At 67.3% G+C, this 22,863-nt stretch carries 20 protein-coding genes; 12 read left to right on the top strand and 8 right to left on the bottom strand.

Annotated features, from left to right (window positions below):
• Nucleotide 1 precedes the first annotated feature (1 nt).
• Nucleotides 2–1,213, bottom strand: coding sequence for a cytochrome P450 (locus JVH1_RS25370; protein ID WP_009475045.1), 1,212 nt, complete (start codon nt 1,211–1,213; stop codon nt 2–4).
• A 218-nt stretch (nt 1,214–1,431) separates the two neighbouring features.
• Here JVH1_RS25370 and JVH1_RS25375 point away from each other — a divergent pair, with 218 nt between their 5' ends.
• A complete protein-coding gene (locus tag JVH1_RS25375; protein WP_005562308.1) occupies nt 1,432–2,379 on the top strand; it encodes an AraC family transcriptional regulator in 948 nt (315 codons plus the stop codon).
• 22 nt (nt 2,380–2,401) lie between these two features.
• Here the strand turns inward: JVH1_RS25375 and JVH1_RS25380 are convergent, their stop codons facing one another.
• Together JVH1_RS25380 and JVH1_RS25385 are read right to left on the bottom strand one after the other, a co-directional pair.
• On the bottom strand, nt 2,402–4,018 hold the full coding sequence (locus JVH1_RS25380; protein ID WP_009475043.1) for a 4-hydroxyphenylacetate 3-hydroxylase family protein: 1,617 nt from the start codon (nt 4,016–4,018) through the stop codon (nt 2,402–2,404).
• A 24-nt stretch (nt 4,019–4,042) separates the two neighbouring features.
• Nucleotides 4,043–4,603: a flavin reductase family protein gene (locus tag JVH1_RS25385; RefSeq protein ID WP_009475042.1), complete on the bottom strand. Its 561-nt coding sequence runs from the start codon at nt 4,601–4,603 to the stop codon at nt 4,043–4,045.
• Between the two features lie 165 nt (nt 4,604–4,768).
• Between JVH1_RS25385 and JVH1_RS25390 the strand changes: the two genes are divergently transcribed.
• Complete coding sequence (locus JVH1_RS25390; protein ID WP_011595123.1) at nt 4,769–5,707, top strand: AraC family transcriptional regulator; 939 nt, start codon at nt 4,769–4,771, stop codon at nt 5,705–5,707.
• Between the two features lie 10 nt (nt 5,708–5,717).
• Here the strand turns inward: JVH1_RS25390 and JVH1_RS25395 are convergent, their stop codons facing one another.
• Together JVH1_RS25395 and JVH1_RS25400 are read right to left on the bottom strand one after the other, a co-directional pair.
• Nucleotides 5,718–7,202, bottom strand: a complete 1,485-nt coding sequence (locus tag JVH1_RS25395; protein ID WP_009475040.1) for a multicopper oxidase family protein — start codon at nt 7,200–7,202, stop codon at nt 5,718–5,720.
• Between the two features lie 51 nt (nt 7,203–7,253).
• Nucleotides 7,254–8,201, bottom strand: a complete 948-nt coding sequence (locus tag JVH1_RS25400; protein WP_005573872.1) for an acyl-CoA thioesterase — start codon at nt 8,199–8,201, stop codon at nt 7,254–7,256.
• 231 nt (nt 8,202–8,432) lie between these two features.
• Between JVH1_RS25400 and JVH1_RS25405 the strand changes: the two genes are divergently transcribed.
• The gene (locus tag JVH1_RS25405) at nt 8,433–8,972 is read left to right on the top strand and encodes an intradiol ring-cleavage dioxygenase (protein WP_011595121.1); all 540 of its coding nucleotides are present in this window, start codon (nt 8,433–8,435) and stop codon (nt 8,970–8,972) included.
• A 14-nt stretch (nt 8,973–8,986) separates the two neighbouring features.
• On the opposite strand, the gene JVH1_RS25410 is transcribed toward JVH1_RS25405, so the two are convergent.
• Nucleotides 8,987–9,757, bottom strand: coding sequence for an IclR family transcriptional regulator C-terminal domain-containing protein (locus JVH1_RS25410; RefSeq protein ID WP_009475037.1), 771 nt, complete (start codon nt 9,755–9,757; stop codon nt 8,987–8,989).
• Nucleotides 9,758–9,964: 207 nt separating this feature from the next.
• Here JVH1_RS25410 and catA point away from each other — a divergent pair, with 207 nt between their 5' ends.
• The 3 genes from catA to catC are packed head-to-tail and all read left to right on the top strand — an operon-like array spanning nt 9,965 to nt 12,255.
• Nucleotides 9,965–10,807: a catechol 1,2-dioxygenase gene (catA, locus tag JVH1_RS25415; protein WP_009475036.1), complete on the top strand. Its 843-nt coding sequence runs from the start codon at nt 9,965–9,967 to the stop codon at nt 10,805–10,807.
• 29 nt (nt 10,808–10,836) lie between these two features.
• Nucleotides 10,837–11,958, top strand: coding sequence for a muconate/chloromuconate family cycloisomerase (locus tag JVH1_RS25420; protein WP_009475035.1), 1,122 nt, complete (start codon nt 10,837–10,839; stop codon nt 11,956–11,958).
• Nucleotides 11,959–11,973: 15 nt separating this feature from the next.
• Nucleotides 11,974–12,255 carry a muconolactone Delta-isomerase gene (catC, locus tag JVH1_RS25425; RefSeq protein WP_009475034.1) on the top strand — a complete coding sequence of 94 codons (282 nt, stop codon included), beginning with the start codon at nt 11,974–11,976 and terminating at the stop codon, nt 12,253–12,255.
• 49 nt (nt 12,256–12,304) lie between these two features.
• On the opposite strand, the gene JVH1_RS25430 is transcribed toward catC, so the two are convergent.
• Nucleotides 12,305–13,498 carry an ROK family transcriptional regulator gene (locus JVH1_RS25430; protein WP_009475033.1) on the bottom strand — a complete coding sequence of 398 codons (1,194 nt, stop codon included), beginning with the start codon at nt 13,496–13,498 and terminating at the stop codon, nt 12,305–12,307.
• Nucleotides 13,499–13,649: 151 nt separating this feature from the next.
• On the opposite strand from JVH1_RS25430, the gene zwf reads away from it, so the two are divergent.
• The 5 genes from zwf (at nt 13,650) to JVH1_RS25455 (ending at nt 20,505) form a co-directional block, all read left to right on the top strand.
• Entirely contained in the window at nt 13,650–15,128 is a 1,479-nt protein-coding gene (zwf, locus tag JVH1_RS25435; protein ID WP_009475032.1) for a glucose-6-phosphate dehydrogenase, read from the top strand.
• Nucleotides 15,125–16,978, top strand: a complete 1,854-nt coding sequence (gene edd, locus JVH1_RS25440; RefSeq protein WP_009475031.1) for a phosphogluconate dehydratase — start codon at nt 15,125–15,127, stop codon at nt 16,976–16,978. Before zwf ends, edd begins: the two co-directional genes overlap by 4 nt.
• 12 nt (nt 16,979–16,990) lie before the next feature.
• Nucleotides 16,991–17,617, top strand: a complete 627-nt coding sequence (eda, locus tag JVH1_RS25445) for a bifunctional 4-hydroxy-2-oxoglutarate aldolase/2-dehydro-3-deoxy-phosphogluconate aldolase (protein WP_009475030.1) — start codon at nt 16,991–16,993, stop codon at nt 17,615–17,617.
• Nucleotides 17,618–17,646: 29 nt separating this feature from the next.
• The gene (locus tag JVH1_RS25450) at nt 17,647–18,825 is read left to right on the top strand and encodes an ROK family transcriptional regulator (protein WP_009475029.1); all 1,179 of its coding nucleotides are present in this window, start codon (nt 17,647–17,649) and stop codon (nt 18,823–18,825) included.
• Nucleotides 18,826–19,053: 228 nt separating this feature from the next.
• Complete coding sequence (locus JVH1_RS25455) at nt 19,054–20,505, top strand: sugar porter family MFS transporter (protein ID WP_009475028.1); 1,452 nt, start codon at nt 19,054–19,056, stop codon at nt 20,503–20,505.
• A 37-nt stretch (nt 20,506–20,542) separates the two neighbouring features.
• Here the strand turns inward: JVH1_RS25455 and JVH1_RS25460 are convergent, their stop codons facing one another.
• On the bottom strand, nt 20,543–21,274 hold the full coding sequence (locus JVH1_RS25460; RefSeq protein WP_009475027.1) for a FadR/GntR family transcriptional regulator: 732 nt from the start codon (nt 21,272–21,274) through the stop codon (nt 20,543–20,545).
• 167 nt (nt 21,275–21,441) lie between these two features.
• Between JVH1_RS25460 and JVH1_RS25465 the strand changes: the two genes are divergently transcribed.
• Nucleotides 21,442–22,836 carry a GntP family permease gene (locus JVH1_RS25465; RefSeq protein ID WP_009475026.1) on the top strand — a complete coding sequence of 465 codons (1,395 nt, stop codon included), beginning with the start codon at nt 21,442–21,444 and terminating at the stop codon, nt 22,834–22,836.
• Nucleotides 22,837–22,863 lie beyond the last annotated feature (27 nt).

Raw genomic sequence — 22,863 nt, forward strand, 5'->3', positions numbered from 1 at the left:
GCTACACCTCCCACGTGGCCCGGAGGGCGGTCGGGCCACGGAAACCCCAGCCCCAGAACTCCACGTCCGCGCCGGAGTCACGTTCGAGGTTCGGGATCGCCTCGAACAACTCCTCCAGGCCGATGCGGCAGACGTGGTTCGCGAAGTAGATACCCGCGCACGCGTGGTTGCCGGAACCGAACGCCAGGTGGGGGAGCGGGGGGCGCGTCATGTCGTAGTCGGAGGGGGCGTCGTAGACGGCGGTGTCGTGGTTGGCCGAACCGTAGGACAACAGGACCACGGATCCTTCGGGAAGGAACACGTCCCCGAGCGTGACGTCCTTGGTGCTGATGCGGGCCGTGGCCGACCAGATCGGGGAGGTCCAGCGCATTCCCTCGGATATCGCCCGCGGAATCAGGGCAGGCTCGTCGATGACGGCCTCGAGCTGCTCGGGGCGGGTAAACAGGCCCACGAGTGTCGATGCCATTCCGTGCCCGGGTTCCTGCATCGCGCCCAGCAGGTAGACGAAGAGCGTGGGGTAGATGTACTCGCGGTCGCGGACCTGTCCTTCGGGCATGCCGTCGTGCAGCCAGTGCGAGATGGCGCTGTCGTCGGGGTCGACGGTCCACTTGTCGATGAGCGGATCGACGACGGCCCGGATCTCTGCCTTGGCCTCGTCGCCCTGCACGAATCCCTCCGGGTTCGTGAACTCGCCGTCCGCGTCCACTCCGGCATTGGTGAAGGAGTTCGACAGCCGGTGGAACCAGTCGCGCAACGTGTCCGAGCTGACCTCGTTCAGCCCCAGGAGGTCACCGAGCGCGCGCACGCTGACGGGTTCGCAGTACTGCGAGACCAGATCGGCCTTGCCGTCGTTCTCGAACTGCTCCACGTAGCGCCGCGCGATGGGGCGGACGAGTCCGTCGACCCAGCGGTCCACCTCCGACGGTTGCAGTGCGGGGTCGACCATCGAGCGGAGATCGCGGTGGATCTCGCCGTTGACGCCGATCACCGCAGGGTGACCGAACGTGCGGCCGCCGGCCTTGGTGATGATCCCCTCGAAGTCGGGGCTGTTGGCGATGGTGCGGCACAGGTCGGCGGTGGTCGCGACGAACGAGCCGAGGACCGGCACGTAGGCCAGCGGCGCCTCGGCGCGCAGCCGCTCGTAGACGGGGTACGGGTTGCGCTCGAGTTCCGTCATCGTGATCTCGTCGATCCAAGACAGGGTGGCGGTCATCTGAATCTCCTCATTCAAAGCAACTGCTCGGAAACAACTTTCGTTGTGTGAGCGGGGTGAGGAAGAAGGTAGGCCGTCGCAGGAGGGTGGTCTAGCCACTCTGCGCGGTCTCTGGACCATCTGCGCGACTACTTGTGATTGCGGTCTCAGTTATCCTCGACTAGGCGTGACGACACGGTTTCAATGAGGTCGGAACGATTCTTCAGTGAGGCAGGTGCATGACGATGGCATCGACGATCACCGAAACCCAGGACTGGGATGCGGCGTCGAGGGCGGTGGCCGGTGCGTACTTTCCCCACACGTTGACCGACTTGTCGCCGAACGGAGCGATGAAGCTGTCGATGCGGACCGTTGACCTCGGCCCCGTCACTCTCGGGAGGCTGGGCTGGGGTGCCGACGTGTCGATCGAGTGCGACTATCCGGATGCGTACGAGATCAACATTCCGCTGTCCGGTTCGCTGGAGTCCTGTTCGCAGGGCGACACGGTGCTGTCTCGGCCCGGTCAGGCCACGGTCTTCCGGGCGGACGAGCCGACCCTGATCACCCGGTGGAGCGGCGACTGCTCGGTGCTCGGCGTCAAATTCGACAGCGCCTACCTCGAGCAGGAGGCTGACCGGATCCTCGGCTCCGACCTGCGGCCCGGGCTGCACCTACCGTCGCAGATCGATCTCACCGAGGCCCCGGGGCACAGCTGGTTTCGTCTGGTGCGCTCATTGACCGCGCAACTGCGGGAGCCGGCCGACCTCCTGGCCAACCCGGTGGTCGGCCCACAGCTCGCCGGCGCGATCACCTCGGCGTTCGTCCTTGCCGTCACGCCCGACGAGGAGGTGCGCGGGGGCGCACCCCGTCCGCGAATCGTCAAACGAGTGCTCGACGGACTCAACGACGACCCGGCCCGCGCCTGGACGGCAGCCGACATGGCCGAGCTGGCGGGTACAAGCGTCCGCCGGTTGCAGGAAGGGTTTCGCGAGTACGTCGGGCGCAGTCCGTCGGAATGCCTCCTCGACATCCGCCTGAGTCGCGCCGACGCCGACCTGAGGGCACTGGAACCCGGTGTCACGGTCTCCGAAGTCGCTGCCCGGTGGGGGTTCACCCATGCGGGCCGGTTCTCTGCCGCGTACCGCCGGCGATACGGCAAATCCCCGTCAGAGCTGATTCGCTTCTGACGGGGATTGCGCGGCTGTGCGGTTACTTGTTGCCGAAGTACGAGACGTCGTCGTTGCCGATGAGGTCGGGGACCGTCCAGCCGTCGAGGTCGTATTCGGACAAGCACTGCTCGGCGAAGCCCTTCATGGAGGCGACGTCGCCACGGTTCTCGGCGGCGAACAGCAGTTCCGCCTTGACGTTTTCGTGGTTGCCGGAGTAGTTGCGCTCGTAGAGTTCGTGCCGGCCGCCGAACTCACTGCCGATCGAATCCCACAGTGCCTTCATGATCTTGACACGTTCGACGGCGGTCATGCCGTCGGAGCCGCGGACGTACTTGTCGAGGTACGGGCGGACGTCGGGGCTCTTGAAGTCGCGGGCGCTCGAGGGCAGGTAGATCAGACCGGACGCGACGTCCTGTTCGATGATCTCCTTGATCCGCGGGTAGCCCTGAATCATGAACATGCGGTACGTGAGGCCGTATTCGAGCTTGGGGATGACGGTGTCGCCGATCCACGGCTCGGGGTTGCGTGCCATCGATTCGGTGAGTGACCAGAACAGGTTTCGCCAGCCGATGACCTCGCCGACGCGGGTCTGCACGCCGCGGAAACCGCCCGCGCCGGTGGCGTCGAGGGCCTTCATCAGCATGCCGGCGATGAAGTCGAGCTTCACGGCGAGACGGGTGCAGCCCTGGAACGTGAAGCGGGGCAGGAATCCGGACTGCGGGAAGAAGCCGTTGATCTTGTCGACGTCGCCGTACATGAAGACGTTCTCCCACGGTACGAGCACCTTGTCGAAGATGAAGATGGTGTCGTTCTCGTCCATGCGGCTCGACAGCGGGTAGTCGAACGGGGTGCCCATCACGGCCGCGTTCTGGGTGAACGAGGACCGGCAGATCAGCTTCACGCCCGGTGCGTCCATCGGGACGGTGCAGATGAGGGCGAATTCCTTCTTCTTGATCGGCAGGCCGTAGTGGGCGATGAAGTTGTAGTTGGTGATGGCCGAGCCGGTGGCCACGACCTTGGCGCCACTGACGATGAGGCCGGCATCGGTCTCCTTCTCCACCTTCATGAACACGTCGCCGACCTCGTCGGGCGGGAGCTGGCGGTCGACGGGCGGGTTGATGATCGCGTGGTTCCAGTAGAGAACCTTTTCCTGCGATTCCTTGTACCAGCGTTCTGCGTTGTCCTGGAACGGGGAGTACAGCTCCTTGTTGGCATGCAGGGTGCCGAGGAAGGAGGCCTTGTAATCGGGGGACCGGCCCATCCAGCCGTACGTCATGCGCGCCCAGGTGGCGATGGCGTCGCGTTCCTTCAGCAGGTCGTCCGAGGACTTCGGTGCCTTGAAGAACGGCATCGTGACGCCGCCGTTGCCGGTGTCGGTGGGGGTGGTGACCTTGTCGACGTGTTCGCCGGTGTGCATCGAGTCGTAGAGGCGTGCGGTCATCCGGATGGGGTTGCGGAACGCCGGATGCGTGGTGACGTCCTCGACACGCTCGCCGTGCAACCAGATTTCGCGGTCGTCGCGCAACGACTCGATGTACTCGTCGCCGGTCATCGGGCGCGACGCGAAGTTGGCGGTGCGGTTGGCTTCGCAGTCTGCGGCCGGGTTGACCTTCGTCGGGTCGAGCGCGGTCTCGGGAGCATTTTCGGTGGTGGTCATGGAATGTCCTTTCGGATCGGGCGGTCAGTTGGCGGGCTGAAGATGGAATGGGGTGAAGGAGGTGGTGGAGTCGAACCAGCCGTTGTTCGGATCGTCCATCGATCCGTTCCACGCGGCCGACGCGGACGGTGAGCCGAGGTCGTGGAAGGTGCTCCGGTAGAAAAGCAGCGGGTCCTTGCCGCTGGATTCGGCCGCGACGATCTCACCGATGAAGATGATGTGGTCGCCGCCGTCGTACTCGGCCCACGGCCGGCACGACAACGTGGCGGCGGCACCGCAGATGATGGGGGCGGTCGGTCCGTCGGCCCACACGGGTTCGGGGTTCTGCGGTCGCCCGGCGAAATGCATCGCGGTGTCCACCTGGTCGGCGGCGAGAATGTTGACAGCGAACGGCGCCTTGCTCAAGTAGTTGCAGGCCTTGGACTTTCGGGTCAGGGTGATCTGGCACAGTCTCGGCTCGATCGAGACGGCGGTGAAGGCGGTGACCGTCGCTCCGTGCGGCAGGCCCTCGGAGTTGGCGCACGTGATGACCGTGACTCCGCTGGCAAACTGCCCGAAAATGTTCCGGAGTTCGCGTTGCTCCATGGTCGGAGCCTCCCTTCCTGTCCGGGGCGCTGATGAGATACGGACGAAAGTACGACCGTGGGAACGGTGCGTCGATCCGCTGAGCGCGGAGGTGATCCGCTTTGCGCGGTGACTTGGATCACGCCGAAAATTGCAATCGAAGGTGTCCGTAGTCACACTGGTGCCATGCTGCCCGCGTCCAAGCTGATTCGCCCCGAAGATTGGGACGAAGCGTCGCACGTGGTGTCGGACGTGTACTTCCCGCACCGGCTGACCCCGCTGAACAGGTCGAACGCGGGCAACACCGTCGCGGAGGCGGTGGAACTCGGGCCCGTGAAGATCACCCATATCGGTTGGGGCGCCGACGTGTCGATCCAAACCGACCACCCTGGCGCGTATGCGATCAACGTGCCGCTGTCGGGACATCTGGAATCGGTGACCGGCAAGCACGAGGTGTCGTCCGTGCCCGGGGAGGGAACGATATGCCCACCCGACACGACGACGCTCATCACCGACTGGAGCAAGGACTGCTCGATCATCGGCGTGCGCGTCGACCGCGACTACCTGCACCGCGAGATGGCGCGGATCCTGGCGCGGCCAGGGCTGCGACTTCCCCCGCAGCTGGACCTGACCAGCGAGAACGGTGCCAGCTGGCTGGCCCTGGTGCGGTCACTGCTCGACCAGATGCTGCGGTCGGGCGGCATCTACACGAACCCGCTCGTCGCCGAGCAACTGTCAGGGGCGGTCACCACGGCACTGGTCCTGGCGGCGATCCCGGACGACGAGACGGCCGGTGCCGGTACCCGGCCGCGCATCGTCAAGCGCGTCATCGACGAGATCCACGCCGACCCCGCGCGGGCGTGGACGGCGGCCGAGATGGCCGGGATCGCGGGTGTCGGGGTCCGCCGCCTGCAGGAGGGATTCCAGGAGTACGTCGGGGTGAGCCCCCGCGACTACCTGCTGAACGTGCGGCTCGAACGCGTCCACGACGACCTGCTGCGCGCGGACGGTTCGTCGACGGTGGCCGAGGTCGCGATGCGCTGGGGTTTCACCCACACGGGCCGGTTCGCGGCGGCGTACCGCCGGAAGTACGGCGTGGCGCCCTCGGAAGCGCTCCGGGGCTGACGGTGCGGCGTCAGCTCACGTAGGAGAAGATCGTCGCCATCCCGGCGGCAAGGTGATAGTCGTTGTGGCAGTGCGTGATCCACTGACCAGGGTTGGTCGTGTCGATGTCGGCGGCGACGGTCTGCCCGGGAAGCACGATCACGGTGTCCTTCCGCGGTCCGGAGCTGTCCGGCCGGGCCACGGCGAACGTGTGCCCGTGCAGATGCATGGGGTGGAACATCATCGTGGGGTTCGTGTAGACCAGCCGCACTCGCTGGTCCCGGTGGACGGTCAGCGGCGTGTGGTCGGGATAAGCCCGGCCGTTCACCGTCCACACGTACTGCTTCATGTCGCCGCCGAGCGACGCCTCCAGGGTGACACCCGGGTCGACGACGGGGAGCCGGACGGCGTCGGTGGCCCGCAGGTCGGCCACGGTGAGCGGGGGAGGGCCCAGTTCGCGGGGCACCACGGCAGGGTCGGGGGCCGCGCCACCGCCGGTGCGCACCACCGCGAATCCCTGCGCGCCCTTCCCCTCGGCGACCGCAACCAGCGGGAACGCCCCGTCCTGCAGGGTGACGACGGCGTCGTACCGCTCGCCCATGCCGATCAGCACCGAGTCGGTGTCGACCGGTTCGACGGGGAAACCGTCCGTATCCGTGACGGTCAACCGGTGGCCACCCAGCGCGACCCGGAACGCGGTGTCGTCACCCGCGTTGATCAGCCGGATACGGGCGCGTTGCCCCGGCCGTGCCGTGAAGACGGCCGGATCGCCGGGTGGTTTCCCGTTCAGGAGGTACACCGGGTACCGGACGTCGCCGGAGTCGCCGCTGAGCACGGGCGACGTCATCTCGGCCATGGACGTCATCCGCCCGCCGCGGAGTTCGTCGAAGACCTGCGACGGCGTGCGGTCGGTCAACCAGTCGGAGAGCACGACCACGAATTCGGCGTCGTAGTTCGCGGGTGCCGCGGGATCGTCGACGATCAGGGCCCCGTACAGCCCCCGGCCGCGCTGGAGGTCGCCGTGCGTGTGGTACCAGTACGTGCCCGAGTCGGGCGGGATGAAGTCGTACACGAACTCTGTGCCCGCCGGTATCGGAGCCTGGGTAACGTCCGGGACCCCGTCCATGTCGTTGCGGATGGCCAGCCCGTGCCAGTGCACGGTGGTGGGATCCGGGAGCTGATTGCGAAACCGCACCTGGACCCTGTCCCCGACGTCGGCCCGCAGGATCGGGCCCGGCAGTTGCGTGTTGTATAACCATGCGGCGGTGCGGGTACCTGCGATGTCGACGTCGGACTGCGTCGCGGAGAGTTCATAGGCGATCGGTCTGCCGCCGGGAAACCGGCGTTCCTCGGACTCGGCGTACGCGCGCACCTCCGGGGAGTCGGGTCCGATCGCAGCCTCGGTGTCGTCGCTGCGGGCGCAGGCCCCGGTGAGCCCGAGGAGTGCGGCTCCCGCTCCCCACTGCAGCACACGCCGCCGGGACAACTGCGGGTCGAGTGGACGGTTCCCGGGCATCCCCCGCTCCTTCCGCGGGTAGACCGTTTCCCGTGACGCTACTCGGGCGGATTACGCCAGGGCGCCGATTCGCGCCCGGTCGCGGAGGGCGATGAGTTCGCGGGCGTGCGCCTCCAGCTTGCGGTCCTCGTCGGACTGGGGCACCCACTGCTGCACTGCCGTCGCGGCGCCGTCCTCGTCGACGGCGGCGACGACGGTGAGGCAATGCGTGGTGAGGTTCATTTCGCGGGTGCGCGGGTCGCCGGACCGCACGTGCACCGAGATGTGCATGGTCTGCGCACCGGTGTGCAGCAGGCGGGCGTCGACCTCGACGACGTGACCGATCTGGATCGGGCGGTAGAAGCGCACCCCGCCGGCGTAGACGGACACGCACGGCGTGCCGTTCCACGACGTGCCGCACAGGTAGGCGGCCTCGTCGATCCAGCGCATCACGGTTCCACCGTGCGTCTTGCCGCCCCAGTTGACGTCGGTGGGCGCGGCGAGGAAACGGGTGAGCGATTCCGGTGCGGTGCCCGCGTCGGTGTAGTTCTGCTTGCTCATCGCCTCTTCGATGTCGGCCCGCAGGCCGATTCGCATGACCGCCTCCTCGGACTCGGCGCGGTCGGTGGCGGTGACGGGCTGCCACGGCGGCACACTCGTCGGCTTACCGGAATCGTCGACGGCGACGAAGATGATCAGGCAGTTGCTGGCCTCGGTGAACTGTCCGGTGCGCGGGTCGGCCGACGACACGGTGCACTGGATGTGCATGCTGGAGCGCCCGGTGTGGACGAGCCGGGCTTCGACCTCGACGAGGTGTCCCGACTCGATGGACCGGGTGAACTTGATGTTTCCCACGTAGGCGGTGACGCAATAGCTCCCGCTCCAACCGACCGCGCAGGCGTAGGCGGCCTTGTCGATCCATTCGAGGATCCGGCCCCCTTGGACGGCCCCTCCGAGCGTCGCCACCTCGGTGGGTGCGGCCAGGAAGCGGAGGGTGATGCTGCGGGGAGGCGTGGTCATCGATGTGATCCTCGGGAATTCGACGTGGCCGGCACGAGGGCGCGAACCGGGGACGGCGAAACGTCGTTGTCCGCCGGTGGCGGGGAAATTATCCCACAGATGCACCGGGGCGACCCGTCCGCGATGTGAACGGACCGAGGTTGACGAATGCGTGTGACCACGCGCACACTCGACATCGACCGCACAGCGTTCTAAATGTACGCACAGCGTACGAGAGGATCGGATCAGGTGATGACCTCGACATCGACGACGACCGCACCTCACGTGGACCAGGCAGGCCTCGACCACGTCGACCGGGAGTTCTACCTCCCCGCGCAGCGAGTGCTGCCGTGGAAGGCGAACCTCGCGGCACTTCCCGGCGAACCGGGAACTCCGCTCCGCATCGCGGGAATCGTGCGCTCACGCGACGGCGAACCGCTGTCGGGGGCGGAGCTCGAGATCTGGCACGCGGACGCCGACGGCTGCTACTCCGGGTACTCCGTCGAAATTCTGCGCAACAACCTGCGCGGCATCGTCGTCACGTGCGCCGGGGGCCGCTTCGACATCTCGACCGTGCAGCCCGCGCCATGTGAATTCTCCAGCGCCCGAGGCGAAGCCGATATCGGACACGTCAACGTCGTCGTGCACGCGCGCGGCTTCCGGCCGCTCGAGACACGCCTGGTGCCGACCCCGGGCGCGTCGCGAGAAGTGGTCGCGTCCGCCGTCGAGTCGCCCGTCGACCTCGGTGCCGGCGGACAGGTCTCCTGCGACTTCGTGCTCGACCCGATCTGACCGACGTGACGCCGTCAGCCGGCGAAACCCATGTCCGCGCTCAGGGCGGCCGCGGCGGCGAGGACGCAGGGAACGGCCTGTTCCCGGAACTGCGCCGGAGTGTTCCGCGCGGACGACGTGGAGCACGCGACCACGCCGACCACTGTGCCGCCCGCGTCGTGGACGGGGGCGGCCAGCGAAATCAAACCCTTCTCCAACTCCTCGGACGTCAGGGCGAACCCCTGCTCGCGGACCTTGGCGAGTTCCCGCTCGAGTTCGGCTGCCGTGCCGATGGTCTCGGGTCCGAGTTTCTGGAACGTGGACTCGGCGACCACCCGCTCGACGACATCCGCGGGGGCCCAGGCCAGGAGCGCACGGCCCATGGACGTGGCGTAGGCGGGGACGCGGGTGCCGACGGAGACGTTGATGCTCATGATCCGGCGGACGGGAACGCGCGCCGCGTAGACCACGTCGGCGCCGTCGAGCACGCCGAGCGACGCGGACTCCTGGGTCTTCTCGGCCACCTCGAGCAGGCGGGGCATCGCGGCCTCGATCAGTGCGTGCGACTCCGAGTAGTGCTGTCCGATGCTGAGCACGCGAGGAGTGAGCGACCACCGGCCTCCCGAGCCGGCGACGTACCCCAGCTTCTGCAGGGTGAGCAGGATCCGGCGAACCGCGGGGCGCGACAGTCCCGCTTCGGTGGCGAGTTCGGCGAGCGTCGGGTTCGGACGCTGCGCGTCGAACGCGAGAAGCACTGCGAAGCCGCGCTCGATGCTCTGGATGTAATCGCGATCGCTCTCGGTCATTGCGGCCTCCACCAGCGCTTCGTGTGCAAATTCGGACTCGGGGTTGACATTTCAATGTGACTGCGCGCACAGTAGTGGTGTACGCACAGCGTGATGTTAGTACGCATAGCGTACACATGCAAGGCCTCCGGCGCGTGAACACCCACCGCGTCGCCCAAAACTCGATATCAGCCCAATCCGATCCCCTCCCAGCCCAAGGAGAAACAAATGACCACCACCGAGAGCCCCACCGCCGCCGGATCCGGCTCCGCCGCCACCGACAAGTTCAAGGCCGAGCGCGTCACCGCCGACACCTCGCCGGAGCGGCTCGCGGCCATCGCCAAGGATGCGCTCGGCGCACTCAACGACGTGATCCTGAAGCACGGCGTCACCTACCCCGAGTACCGCGTGTTCAAGCAGTGGCTGATCGACGTCGGCGAGGGTGGCGAGTGGCCGCTGTTCCTCGACGTGTTCATCGAGCACTCCGTCGAAGAGGTTCTCGCCCGCAGCCGCAAGGGCACCAAGGGCAGCATCGAGGGCCCGTACTACATCGAGAACTCCCCCGAACTGCCGTCGAAGTGCACCCTGCCCATGCGTCCCGAGGACGAGAAGATCACCCCGCTCGTCTTCTCCGGCCAGGTCACCGATCTGGACGGCAACGGCCTCGCGGGCGCCAAGGTCGAACTGTGGCACGCCGACAACGACGGCTACTACTCGCAGTTCGCCCCGCACCTGCCCGAATGGAACCTGCGCGGCACCATCATCGCCGACGAAGAGGGCCGCTACGAGATCACCACGATCCAGCCGGCGCCTTACCAGATCCCGACCGACGGCCCGACCGGTCAGTTCATCGAGGCGCAGAACGGTCACCCGTGGCGTCCCGCGCACCTGCACCTCATCGTGTCGGCACCGGGCAAGGAATCGGTGACCACGCAGCTGTACTTCAAGGGCGGCGAGTGGATCGACAGCGACGTCGCGTCGGCGACCAAGCCGGAACTGATCCTCGACCCGAAGACCGGTGACGACGGCAAGAACCACGTCACCTACAACTTCGTGCTCGACCCCGCGTGACCCGTTCCACCCGTAGAGAAAGTGATCCGATGACCGACCTGTCGATCGTTTCCATCGAAACGACGATCCTCGATGTGCCGTTGGTGCGTCCCCACAAGTTCGCCACCACGTCGATGACGGCGCAGCCGCTGTTGCTCGTCGCCGTCACGACCGCGGGCGGCGTGACCGGCTACGGCGAGGGCGTCGTCCCCGGCGGCCCGTGGTGGGGCGGCGAATCGGTGGAGACGATGCAGGCGATCGTCGAGAAGTACATCGTCCCGGTGCTGCTGGGGCGGGGCGTCGACGAGATCACCGGCATCATGTCGGACATCGAACGAGTCGTCGCCAATGCACGTTTCGCGAAGGCCGCCGTCGACGTCGCGTTGCACGACGCCTGGGCCCGCAGCCTGGGTGTGCCCGTGCACACGCTGCTCGGCGGCGCCTTCCGCAAGGGCGTCGACGTCACATGGGCCCTCGGCGCCGCACCCGCCGAGGAGATCATCGAGGAGGCCCTCGGTCTCGTCGAGTCGAAGCGGCACTTCAGTTTCAAGCTGAAGATGGGTGCGCTCGATCCCGCCGTCGACACTGCGCGGGTGGTCCAGATCGCGCAGGCTCTGCAGGGCAAGGCCGGCGTCCGCATCGACGTCAACGCCCGCTGGGACAGGCTCACCGCGCTGAAGTACGTGCCCCGCCTCGTCGAAGGCGGCGTCGAACTGATCGAGCAGCCCACGCCAGGTGAGCAGCTCGAGGTCCTCGCCGAGCTCAACCGCCTCGTCCCCGTCCCGGTGATGGCGGACGAGAGCGTGCAGACTCCGCACGACGCCCTCGAGGTCGCACGCCGCGGCGCCGCGGACGTCATCGCCCTCAAGACCACCAAATGCGGCGGACTGAAGAAGAGCCGCGAGGTGGTCGCGATCGCCAAGGCAGCGGGAATCGCCTGCCACGGAGCCACGTCCATCGAAGGCCCGATCGGAACCGCGGCGTCCATCCACTTCGCGTGCGCGGAACCCGGCATCGACTTCGGCACCGAACTGTTCGGACCGCTGCTGTTCAGCGAGGAGTTGCTGCAGGAACCGATCCGCTACGCCGAAGGCCAGGTGTTCCTGCCCGAAGGACCCGGCCTCGGAATCGAGCTGAACATGGACGCAGTCAAGACCTGGACCAGGAACTAAGGAGCACACCACCCGATGGCACTCTTTCACGTCCGCATGGACGTCGCCATTCCCCGTGACCTCGACCCGAAGGTCCGGGACGAGACCATCGCCAAGGAGAAGGCGTACTCGCAGGAGCTCCAACGCTCCGGCAAGTGGCCCGAGATCTGGCGGATCGTCGGCCAGTACAGCAACATCAGCATCTTCGACGTCGAGTCGGCCGACGAACTGCACGAGATCCTGTGGAACCTTCCACTGTTCCCGTACATGACGATCGAGATCATGCCGCTCACCCGGCACGGTTCCGACGTCAAGTAGGCCCTCCGGGCCCGTGCGTGGTCAGCGAGTCTCTGGACTCGTCAACCGCTCACGGGCGCGGAGCGCCTGCGAGTAGCCGGTCGACGGCGCGCACGCTGAGGACGTGGTCGAGCGCCATGGTTGCGCTTCCGACCACTCCCGACAGTTCCCCGTGCGTCCAGGGGAGGATCTGAAGCTGTTGGGTGGCAACGGCGATCGCGTTGCCGTAGAGGGTTTCGCGTAGCCCCGCGACGAACGTGTCGTAGGCCTGCGCCATGTCGCCGCCGACGATCACGACCTCCGGGTTGAGGAGGTTGATCGCGCCCGACAGCACTTCGCCGATCTGCCGTCCGCTCTCACGGATCATCCGCCGGGCCTCGGCGTCCCCGGCCAGGGCGAGGGTGATGACGTCGCGGATGTGGGTGACTTCGCGTCCCTGCTCCTGCAGATTGCGGACCAGCGCCCACCCGCCGGCCACGGCCTCGATACACCCCACATCACCGCAGCGGCACACCACTCCTTGTGCCGCTGCGGTTTTCGTGTGCCCGATCTCGCCCGCCGCGCCGAGGGCGCCCCGCTGGAGAACGCCGCCGGACACGAGTCCCGCGCCCAGGCCGGTCGACGCCTTGATGAGCAGCATGTCGGCGAAGTCGCGGCGTTCTCCGCGCCGTTCCGCCAGGACCATGACGTTGGCGTCGTTGTCGACGAAGACGGGTGCGTCGGTGACGTCGGCGAGGAACGGCTGGAGGGGGACGCCGTCCCAGCCCGACATCATGGGGGAGTTCAGGCTGCACCCGCGTTCGGTGTCGACGGTGCCGGGGAGGCTGATCCCGATCCCGACCGTCCGTCCCGCGGTTTCGCCCAGACTCTCGCGCAGCGCGATGAGGCGTTGCGCGATGACGGGCATCAGCTCGGCCGGGCTGGTGCCGATCTCCTGCTCCACGTCCTCGGCGACGATGACGTCGCCCGCGAGGTCGCAGATGGCCAGCTGGGTGCGGCTCCGGCCGATGGCCGCCGACAGTACGACACCGGCCTGAACGTGAAACGAGAGCTTCACCGGCGGGCGACCCCCGGTCGAGACGCCCTCCTCGCGTTCGACGACGAGCCCCGACGCCTGCAGCGAGGAAACCCGCGCCGCGACCGCGGTGCGGGAGAGGCCGGTGAGGGTGCCGATCTCGGTGCGCGTCGTTGCTTGCCCTGCGCGAATGAGGGCGAAGACGTCGCCACCCGTCGCCGGGGAGGTCGTCGAGCGAGGCGTCCGCATGCAGGCCATTCAACCAACCGGACACGCGTCTGACAACGTAAGGCCGTGATCTTTGTTCGCAGAAATACGTAAGTCTGTATTGATCGAAAGCCAAAGGTCGCCTACTGTCGTCTGTGACGGCCCACACATCCGGCTTTCAGAGGGAGATGACATGTCACCAGCGACAACCGTGGAACCGTGCGATTTCGTCGTGTTCGGCGGGACCGGCGACCTGGCGGTTCGTAAGCTGCTTCCTGCGCTCTACCTGCGCGACAGGGACGGCCAGCTGCCCGCAGAAACCCGCGTGATCGGTGCCTCGCGGGCCGGTCTCGACACCGACGGCTACCGCGACAAGGTGCGAGGAGAACTCGCGCGGTTCGTCTCCGGCGATCAGCTGGATTCGGACACCTGTGAGCGATTTCTCAATCGCCTCGAATACGTCTCCGTCGACGCCGGGGACCCCGAGAACTGGGCGGGCCTCAGCGAGTGCCTCGCCGCGCGGGAAGGGGCGATCCGGGTCTTCTATCTGGCCTGCGCTCCCGGACTGTTCGGACCGATCTGTGACAACCTCGCCCTGAACGGTCTCGCCGACGCACAGTCCCGCGTCGTGCTGGAGAAGCCGATCGGACACGACCTCGCCTCGGCCCGCGCCGTCAACGACGCAGTCGGCGCCGTGTTCGAGGAATCGCAGATCTTCCGCATCGACCACTACCTCGGCAAGGAGAGCGTCCAGAACCTTCTGGTCACGCGATTCGCCAACACGTTCCTCGAACCGCTGTGGAACTCCTCGTCGATCGACCACGTGCAGATCAACGTCGCCGAGTCGCTCGGAGTCGGCAGTCGCGGCGGCTACTACGAGTCGGCGGGTGCCCTGCGCGACATGCTGCAGAACCACCTCCTGCAGATGCTCTGCCTCGTCGCGATGGAACCCCCCACCTACGTCGACCGCGAGACCGTGCGAGACGAGAAGCTCAAGGTCCTCCAGGCCCTCAAGTCGATGAGCCCGCAGGACGTCGAACGCTGCACCGTCGCAGGCCAGTACGGCCCCGGCCTGGCCGACGGGATCGCCGTCCCCGGATACCAGGAGGACGTCGAGAACCCGGAGAGCACCACCGAGACGTTCATCGCCGTCAAGGCCGAGATCCAGAACTGGCGTTGGGCCGGCGTGCCGTTCTACCTGCGCACCGGCAAGCGCATGGACCGGCGCTGCTCGGAGATCGTGGTGCAGTTCAAGCCCGTTCCGCACCCCATGTTCCCCGGCAGCGAGGGCCACAGCGAACCCAACCGCCTGGTGATCCAGTTGCAGCCTCACGAGGGCATGCGGTTGCACATGACGGCGAAGGAACCCGGCCCCGGCGGTATCCGGCTCAAGCCCGTGTCGTTGGACCTCAACTACATCGAAACGTTCAAGCGTCCGTCGCCCGACGCCTACGAGCGGCTGCTGATGGACGTGGTCCGGGGTAACCCGACCCTGTTCATGCGCCGCGACGAGGTCGAGGCCGCCTGGGAGTGGGTCGAGCAGATCCTCGTCGGCTGGGAGAAGTCCGAGCGCGCCCCGCGCCGCTACCCGGCCGGCACCAACGGACCCACCGACGCGACCACCCTGATCGAGCGCGACGGCCGCGCCTGGCACGAAGGAGTCACCGCATGACCGACGCACCCACACCGACGGCCGACGTGCACCCCGTCCTCGCCGCCGTCACCGAACGCATCATCGAACGCAGCAAACCCGAGCGCACGGTCTACCTGAACCGCATCCGGGCGGCGGGCGACCGCGGCCCGGCGCGCGGCAAGCTGGCCTGCGCAAACCTCGCGCACGGCTTCGCCGCATCCGGCCCGGCCGACAAGAAGGCGCTGCGCAGCTTCGTCAAGCCCAACATCGCGATCGTCTCGTCGTACAACGACATGCTGTCGGCGCACCAGCCGTTCGAACACTTCCCGCGGCAGCTGAAGGCCGCGGTCATGGAGGCCGGTGGCATCGCCCAGTTCGCCGGCGGTGTCCCCGCGATGTGCGACGGCATCACCCAGGGCCGCGACGGCATGCAGCTGTCGCTGTTCAGCCGCGACGTCATCGCGATGGCGACGGCGATCGGACTGTCCCACGACATGTTCGACGGCGCCCTCATGCTCGGTGTGTGCGACAAGATCGTGCCGGGGATGCTCATCGGCGCACTGGGTTTCGGTCACCTACCGACGATCTTCGTCCCGGCCGGGCCGATGACGTCCGGTCTGCCCAACAACGAGAAGTCGCGTGTGCGGCAGTTGTACGCGGAGGGCAAGGCCGAACGCGAGGAGCTGCTCGACGCGGAGGCGGCGAGTTACCACGGCGCAGGCACGTGCACGTTCTTCGGCACGGCCAACTCCAATCAGCTCCTCATGGAGGTCATGGGCCTGCACCTGCCCGGATCGAGCTTCGTGAACCCCGGCACCCCGCTGCGTGACGCACTGACGTCGGAGGCAGGAAGGCGCGTCACCGGTCTCACCGCACTCGGCGAGGAATACACGCCGGTCGGCGAGGTCGTCGACGAGAAGGCCGTGGTCAACGGTTGCGTGGCGCTGCTCGCCACCGGCGGTTCGACCAACCACACGATGCACCTCGTGGCGATCGCCCGCGCCGCAGGAATCACGCTCACGTGGGACGACCTGTCCGAGTTGTCCGCGGTGGTGCCGCTGCTCGCCCGGATCTACCCCAACGGCTCGGCCGACGTGAACCACTTCCACGCGGCCGGCGGACTCGGCTACGTCGTGTCCTCGATGCTGGACGCGGGACTGCTGCACGAGGACGTGAAGACCGTCGTCGGCCCCGGGCTCCGCCGCTACACCGAGGAACCGAAGCTGTCGGGCGAAGGCGTCGAATGGCAGCCGGGCACACGAATCAGCCTCGACACCAACGTGTTGCGCGGACCGGAAGATCCGTTCGACGTCAACGGCGGGCTCAAGATGCTCACCGGAAACCTGGGTTCGTGCGTGATGAAGACGTCCGCCGTCCACCCGGATCACCGCGTGGTGACCGCTCCGGCCAAGGTCTTCGACGATCAGCTCGACTTCCTCGCCGCGTTCGAGGCGGGCACGTTGACCGGCGATTTCGTGGCCGTACTCCGGTACCAGGGCCCACGCGCCAACGGCATGCCCGAATTGCACAAGCTCACTCCGGTGCTCGGCGTTCTGCAGGACCAGGGCCGGAAGGTCGCGCTGGTCACCGACGGCCGGATGTCCGGCGCCTCCGGAAAGGTCCCCGCGGCCATCCACCTCACCCCCGAGGCGGCCGCCGACGGACTGCTCGCGCGTGTGCGGGACGGCGACGTCCTCACCGTCGACGCCGTCACCGGATCCGTGAACGTGCACCTCGACGACGAGGAACTGGCCGCCCGCCCGGCGACCGGTCGTGCACTGGGTGCCGACGAATGGGTCGGCACGGGGCGCGAACTCTTCGCGGGTCTGCGCGCCGCTGTCGGACCGGCGACCCAGGGCGCCAGCGTTTTCCACCCCCAACCCGTCTAAGGAGAAATTTCAGTGACGAACAGCCCCTCCCTCCTCGACCGCGTCCCGGTCATCCCCGTCGTCGTCGTGGACGACCTCGGCGACGCGGTGCCGGTGGCTCGCGCGCTGGTGGCCGGCGGCATCCCGATGATCGAACTGACCCTGCGCACGCCGTGTGCCCTCGACGCCATCAAGGCGATCGCGAGCGAGGTGCCGGAGATCTGCGTCGGCGCGGGCACCATCGTGGAACCGGTGCAGGCTGCGCAGGCCTCCGACGCGGGAGCACAGTTCCTGGTCTCGCCGGGTAGCACCGAAACTCTGCTGAAGGCCATGACGGACACCGGACTGCCGCACCTCCCGGGCGCGGCCACCGTCTCCGAGGTCCTCTTCCTGCTCGAGCACGGCTACCGCGAACTCAAGTTCTTCCCCGCCGAGGCGTCGGGTGGCGCGAAGTTCCTCGGCTCGATCCACTCACCCGTTCCGGCGGCACGATTCTGCCCCACCGGCGGCATCTCGACGTCGAACGTCGGCGACTACCTGTCGCTGCCCAACGTCGGTTGCGTCGGCGGATCCTGGCTCACGCCCGCCGATGCCGTGAAGCAGAAGGACTGGGACCGGATCAGCGGCCTCGCGCGTGAGGCGGCGGCACTCGCCCGATAGCAGGAGAAGCGGCGCGGTACGGTGAATTCGTGCGCGACAGTGACAACGGTGACTCTCAGAGGCCGGGTTCTCAGTCCTCGCTGAAGTCCGCCAACCAGCACCGAGTGGTCCGCGCACTCCAGACGTCGGGTGAGCTCACCCAGGCGGAGATCGCGCGTCGCACCGGGTTGGCTCCCGCCACCGTGTCCAACATGGTCAAGGAATTGACCGCGGCCGGGATGGTTGCCGTGCCGGGCGGCGACCACCCCGGCCAGCGGGGCCGCGCGGTGAGACTGACCCGCAAGATGGGGCTCGCGGTCGGGATCGACTTCGGGCACCGGCACCTCACCGTGGCCGTCGCCGACATGGCACACCAGGTGCTCGCCGAGGAGCGCGTCGAACTCGGTGCGGGGCACCGCGCCGAGGACGGCGTGGTGCTGGCGGGCGCTCTTCTCGACGCGGCCCTCGATCGACTCGGCTGCGACCGTTCGTCCGTCCTCGCGGTCGGCATGGGTCTGCCCGCGCCGCTCGAGACCGACACCGGCGAGGTCGGCGGCCCGTCGATCCTCCCGGGGTGGGTCGGTGTCGACGCGGCGGCCATCGCGTCGGAGTATCTCGGCACCGCGGTGCACGTCGACAACGACGCGAACCTCGGCGTGCTCGCCGAACACATGTGGGGAGCGGGCCGGGGGACAACCGATCTCGCCTACATCAAACTGTCCGACGGTGTGGGAGCCGGGCTCGTCCTCGACGGCCGGCTGTACCGCGGAAGAGGCGGCACCGCAGGCGAAATCGGCCACCTGACACTCGACGAGTTCGGTCAGGTCTGCCGCTGCGGCAACCGCGGCTGCCTCGAGACCCTCGTCGCCTCGCACGTCGTGATCGGGCTGCTCGCACCGAGTCGCGGCCCCGATCTCACCATCGCCGACATCGTCGCGATGGCCGAGGGCGGAGACGCCGCCTGCATCCGGGTGCTCGCCGACACGGGGCGGCACGTCGGGGTCGCGGCGGCGAGTCTGTGCAACCTCGTCAATCCCGAACGGCTCGTCATCGGCGGCGAACTCGCGCTGGCCGGTGAACTGCTGCTCGGGCCGATGCGCGAGGTCGTCGGCCGCTACGCGGTGCCCAGCGCAGTTCGCTCCCTGGACATCCGCGTCGCCGAACTCGGCCCCCGGGCGCAGGTGCTCGGCGCCGTCGCGCTGGGTCTGCGATCCGCGCTTCCGGCCTGACCGTTCGCCGCTGAAGTCTCCCACCAGTTTGTGGGGTGAACTCTGCGCTCGTCACGGCAAGCGAGTTCATTCGTGAACATTTATGCCGTGACATTCGTCTGTTTGTGTTCACATCTTGACGGTTCCCCGTTTCGTTGCCTACTGTGTTCCGCACCACAACGAATGCGCTCTCACGCAGGCCTCGGCTCGATCCGAGACCCGATCACCCCCTTGCTCACGAGGAGTCCCATGACTGAAAACGTCCTGTTGCCCGGCGCGGAATCGCCCGGCGACACAGCAGAGGGCACTTCGGTTCCCGTCCGTATCGCGGTGGTCGCCGCACTCGGCGGGTTGCTGTTCGGCTACGACAGCGCAGTCATCAACGGCGCGGTGTCGGCGATCGAGGGCAAGTTCCAGGTCGATTCCGCTCTCCTCGGATTCGCGATCGCCTCGGCACTGCTGGGCGCCGCGGCGGGAGCGATGCTGGCCGGGCGGATCGCCGACCGGTACGGACGCCTCGTCACCATGCGGGCCGCTGCGGTGATGTTCCTGCTGAGCGCCATCGGCACCGGATTCGCGGCCAACGTCGAGATGCTGGTGACGTTCCGAATCGTCGGCGGCATCGGTGTGGGTCTGGCCTCGGTCATCGCACCCGCCTACATCGCCGAGATCTCGCCCGCCCGGGTGCGTGGACGTCTCGGGTCGCTGCAGCAACTCGCGATCGTCACGGGCATCTTCGTCTCGCTCCTGGTCGACTACGCTCTCGCGGCCATCGCCGGCGGGTCGCAGGAAGAACTCTGGTTCGGGCTCGAGGCCTGGCGCTGGATGTTCCTCGCGATGTGCGTACCCGCACTGGCCTACGGACTGCTGTCGCTGACGATTCCCGAATCTCCCCGCTACCTGATCGCCCAGGGCCGCCTCGGTGAGGCCCGCGGCATCCTCGCGGTCCTGCTCGGCGAGAAGGGTCTGGACCTCAAGATCGAGAGCATTCGCTCGACGCTGGCCCGGGAGACGCAACCGTCGATCCGTGATCTGAAGGGCTCCGCGTTCGGCCTTATGCCGATCGTGTGGATCGGTATCGGACTCTCCGTCTTTCAGCAGTTCGTCGGTATCAACGTGATCTTCTACTACTCCAGCGTCCTGTGGCAGGCCGTCGGCTTCGACGAGGGCAGCTCACTGCAGATCACGGTCATCACGTCGGTGGTCAACATCGCCACCACCCTCATCGCCATCGCCTACATCGACCGGGTGGGCCGGAGACCGCTGCTGATCATCGGCTCCGCCGGTATGGCTGTGACACTCGCGACCATGGCGTTCATCTTCGGCACCGCGTCCACCACCGTGGTGGACGGCGTCACGACGCCGCAGCTGACCGGACTGCAGGGTCCGATCGCCCTCGTCGCCGCCAACCTCTTCGTGGTGGCCTTCGGAATGTCGTGGGGCCCCGTGGTGTGGGTCCTGCTCGGCGAGGCGTTCCCCAACCGCATCCGGGCCGCCGCCCTGTCGCTCGCCGCGGGCGCCCAGTGGGCAGCGAACTGGCTGATCACCGTGACGTTCCCGTCCATGAAGGACTTCTCGCTGGGAATTTCGTACGGCTTCTACGCGGTGTGCGCGGTGCTGTCCCTCGTCTTCGTGTTGCGCTGGGTCAAGGAGACGAAGGGCGTGGAACTCGAAGCCATGCATTCGGATTCGGTCGCGTAAGACCTACCGCGCAGCGCAGGAGACACCCGCGAGTACCTCACTCGCGGGTGTCTTCTTCGTCCTTCATCTGCTCGACCGCCGTCGCGGATTCGCTGACGATGGCGCGCATGGCCGTCTCCGCCGCGTCGGCGTCGCCCATCTGAATGGACGACGCCACGACGCCGTGCAGGCGGATTGCTTCCGTCTCGGCGACGTGCGGCATCAGTGAGTGCCGGGTGCGGCCCTCGAGCACTTCCACGACGATCTGCGACATCGCACGCAACAGCGGATTCCCCGACGCAGTCAGCAGTGTGCGGTGAAAGTCGGAGTCGTGGGCCAGGTAGGCGTCCGTGTCCGCGGCGCGGGACGTCGACGACATTCCGATGACGGCGGCCGTCAGCGCCCCGCACTGTTCCGGCGTCGCCCGTGTCGCCGCGAGACGCGCGGCGAGCGGTTCGATACCCGATCGCAGCTCGCTCAGGCTCGACAGCTGTTCGAACCGCTGCGGGCCGGCCAGTTTCCACCGAATCACGCTCGGATCCAGTGAATTCCAGTGCTCCTCGCCCAGGACGGTGATCCCGACGCGCCGTCGGACGGCCAGCAGTCCGAGGGATTCGAGGACGCGGACCACTTCGCGGACGACGGTGCGGGAGACGGAGTACTGGGTGACCACGTCGTCGGCGGAGATCCGGGTGCCGGGTGCGACGACACCGGCCACGATGTCGCTCCCCAGCCGATCGAGCACCGTTTCGTGCAATTGCCGGTACTCGCCGCCGTCTGCGTTGGTCATCCGCCGATGTTCCCACGGTTGCCCCCATTGAACACACGTTGGCGCGCGATACTGACTCTAAGTAGTACTTAATCGAGTACAGCCTTGAAATCATATGGTTTATGAGGCAGAGTGATTTGAGTCACGAACAAGGGTCATTCCATCACCGATCTCCCTGGAGCAACAGAATGAGTACCGCGTCACTACTCGCAGCGGCCGACAGTGCCGGCCACGACGCGCGGCTGATCACGGCTGCCGTCGTCGGCGTCGCCGTCATCATCGCGCTGATCACCTGGCTCAAACTCCACCCGTTCCTCGCGCTGTCGATCGGCGCCGTCGGCGTCGGTATCGCCGCAGGTCTGGGCGGGCAAGACTCGGTGAAGTCGTTCGTCGAGGGCTTCGGGGCCACGATGGGCAGCGTCGGAATCCTCATCGGATTCGGTGCCATGTTCGGCAAGCTGCTCGCCGATTCCGGTGGCGCCGACCGCGTCGTCGACACCCTCGTCGGACGGGCAGGTCCGCGGACGCTGCCGTGGATGATGGCGCTGGTCGGCGCAGTGATCGGCCTGCCGATGTTCTTCGAGATCGGCCTCGTGCTGCTGATGCCCGTCATCATCCTGGTCGCGCGGCGTTCGGGACTGTCGCTGATGCGGATCGCGATTCCCACGCTGGCAGGTCTGTCGGCCATGCACGGTCTCGTTCCGCCGCACCCCGGGCCCCTCGTCGCGGTGGCGGCCCTGAACGCCAACCTCGGACTCACCCTCGCGCTCGGCGTCCTCGTCGCGATCCCCACCGTCGTCATCGCCGGGCCGCTGTTCAGCAAGCTGGCGGCACGCTGGGTGGACGTCCCCGTCCCCGAGCTCTACGTGACCGTCGAAGACCGGGAAGGCGCCGAGGCTGCCGCCGAGCGTCGCCGGCCCAGCTTCGCGGCCACCCTGTCCGCGATCCTGCTGCCTGTCGTCCTGATGCTGGGCAAGGCGATCGCCGACGTCATCGCCGCCGACTCGGAGTCGCCCGCGAAGGCGCTGCTCGACTTCCTCGGTACACCGGTCGTGGCCCTCGGGCTCGCGGTGCTCGCCGGGATGGCGCTTCTCGGCCGCGGTGGCGGCATGGACCGCAAGGCCATCGCCGTCTCGCTGGAGAGTTCGCTGCCCCCGATCGCCGGAATCCTCCTCATCGTCGGCGCCGGCGGCGGATTCAAGCAGGTCCTGATCGACACCGGCATCGCCGATGTGATCGCCGACGCGATCAAGGACAGCGCCCTGCCCGTTCTGTTCCTCGCCTGGCTCGTGGCCGTGCTCATCCGCGTCGCCACCGGATCGGCCACCGTCGCGACGGTCACCGCGTCCGGCATCCTCGCGCCCGTCGCCGCCGAACTGACCTCGACGCACGTGTCGCTGATGGTGCTGGCGATAGGCTCCGGCTCGCTGTTCCTGTCGCACGTCAACGACGCGGGATTCTGGCTGGTGAAGGAATACCTCGGCGTCACGGTGGTACAGAACCTGAAGACGTGGACGGTGATGGAATGCATCATCTCCGTCACCGGTCTCGCCGGGGTCCTCGCACTGAGCGTATTCATCTAAAGGGGGCTGAGAAATGTCGAGTGAGGT

This window comes from Rhodococcus sp. JVH1, assembly GCF_000280725.2.
GTDB lineage: Bacteria > Actinomycetota > Actinomycetes > Mycobacteriales > Mycobacteriaceae > Rhodococcus_F > Rhodococcus_F jostii_A.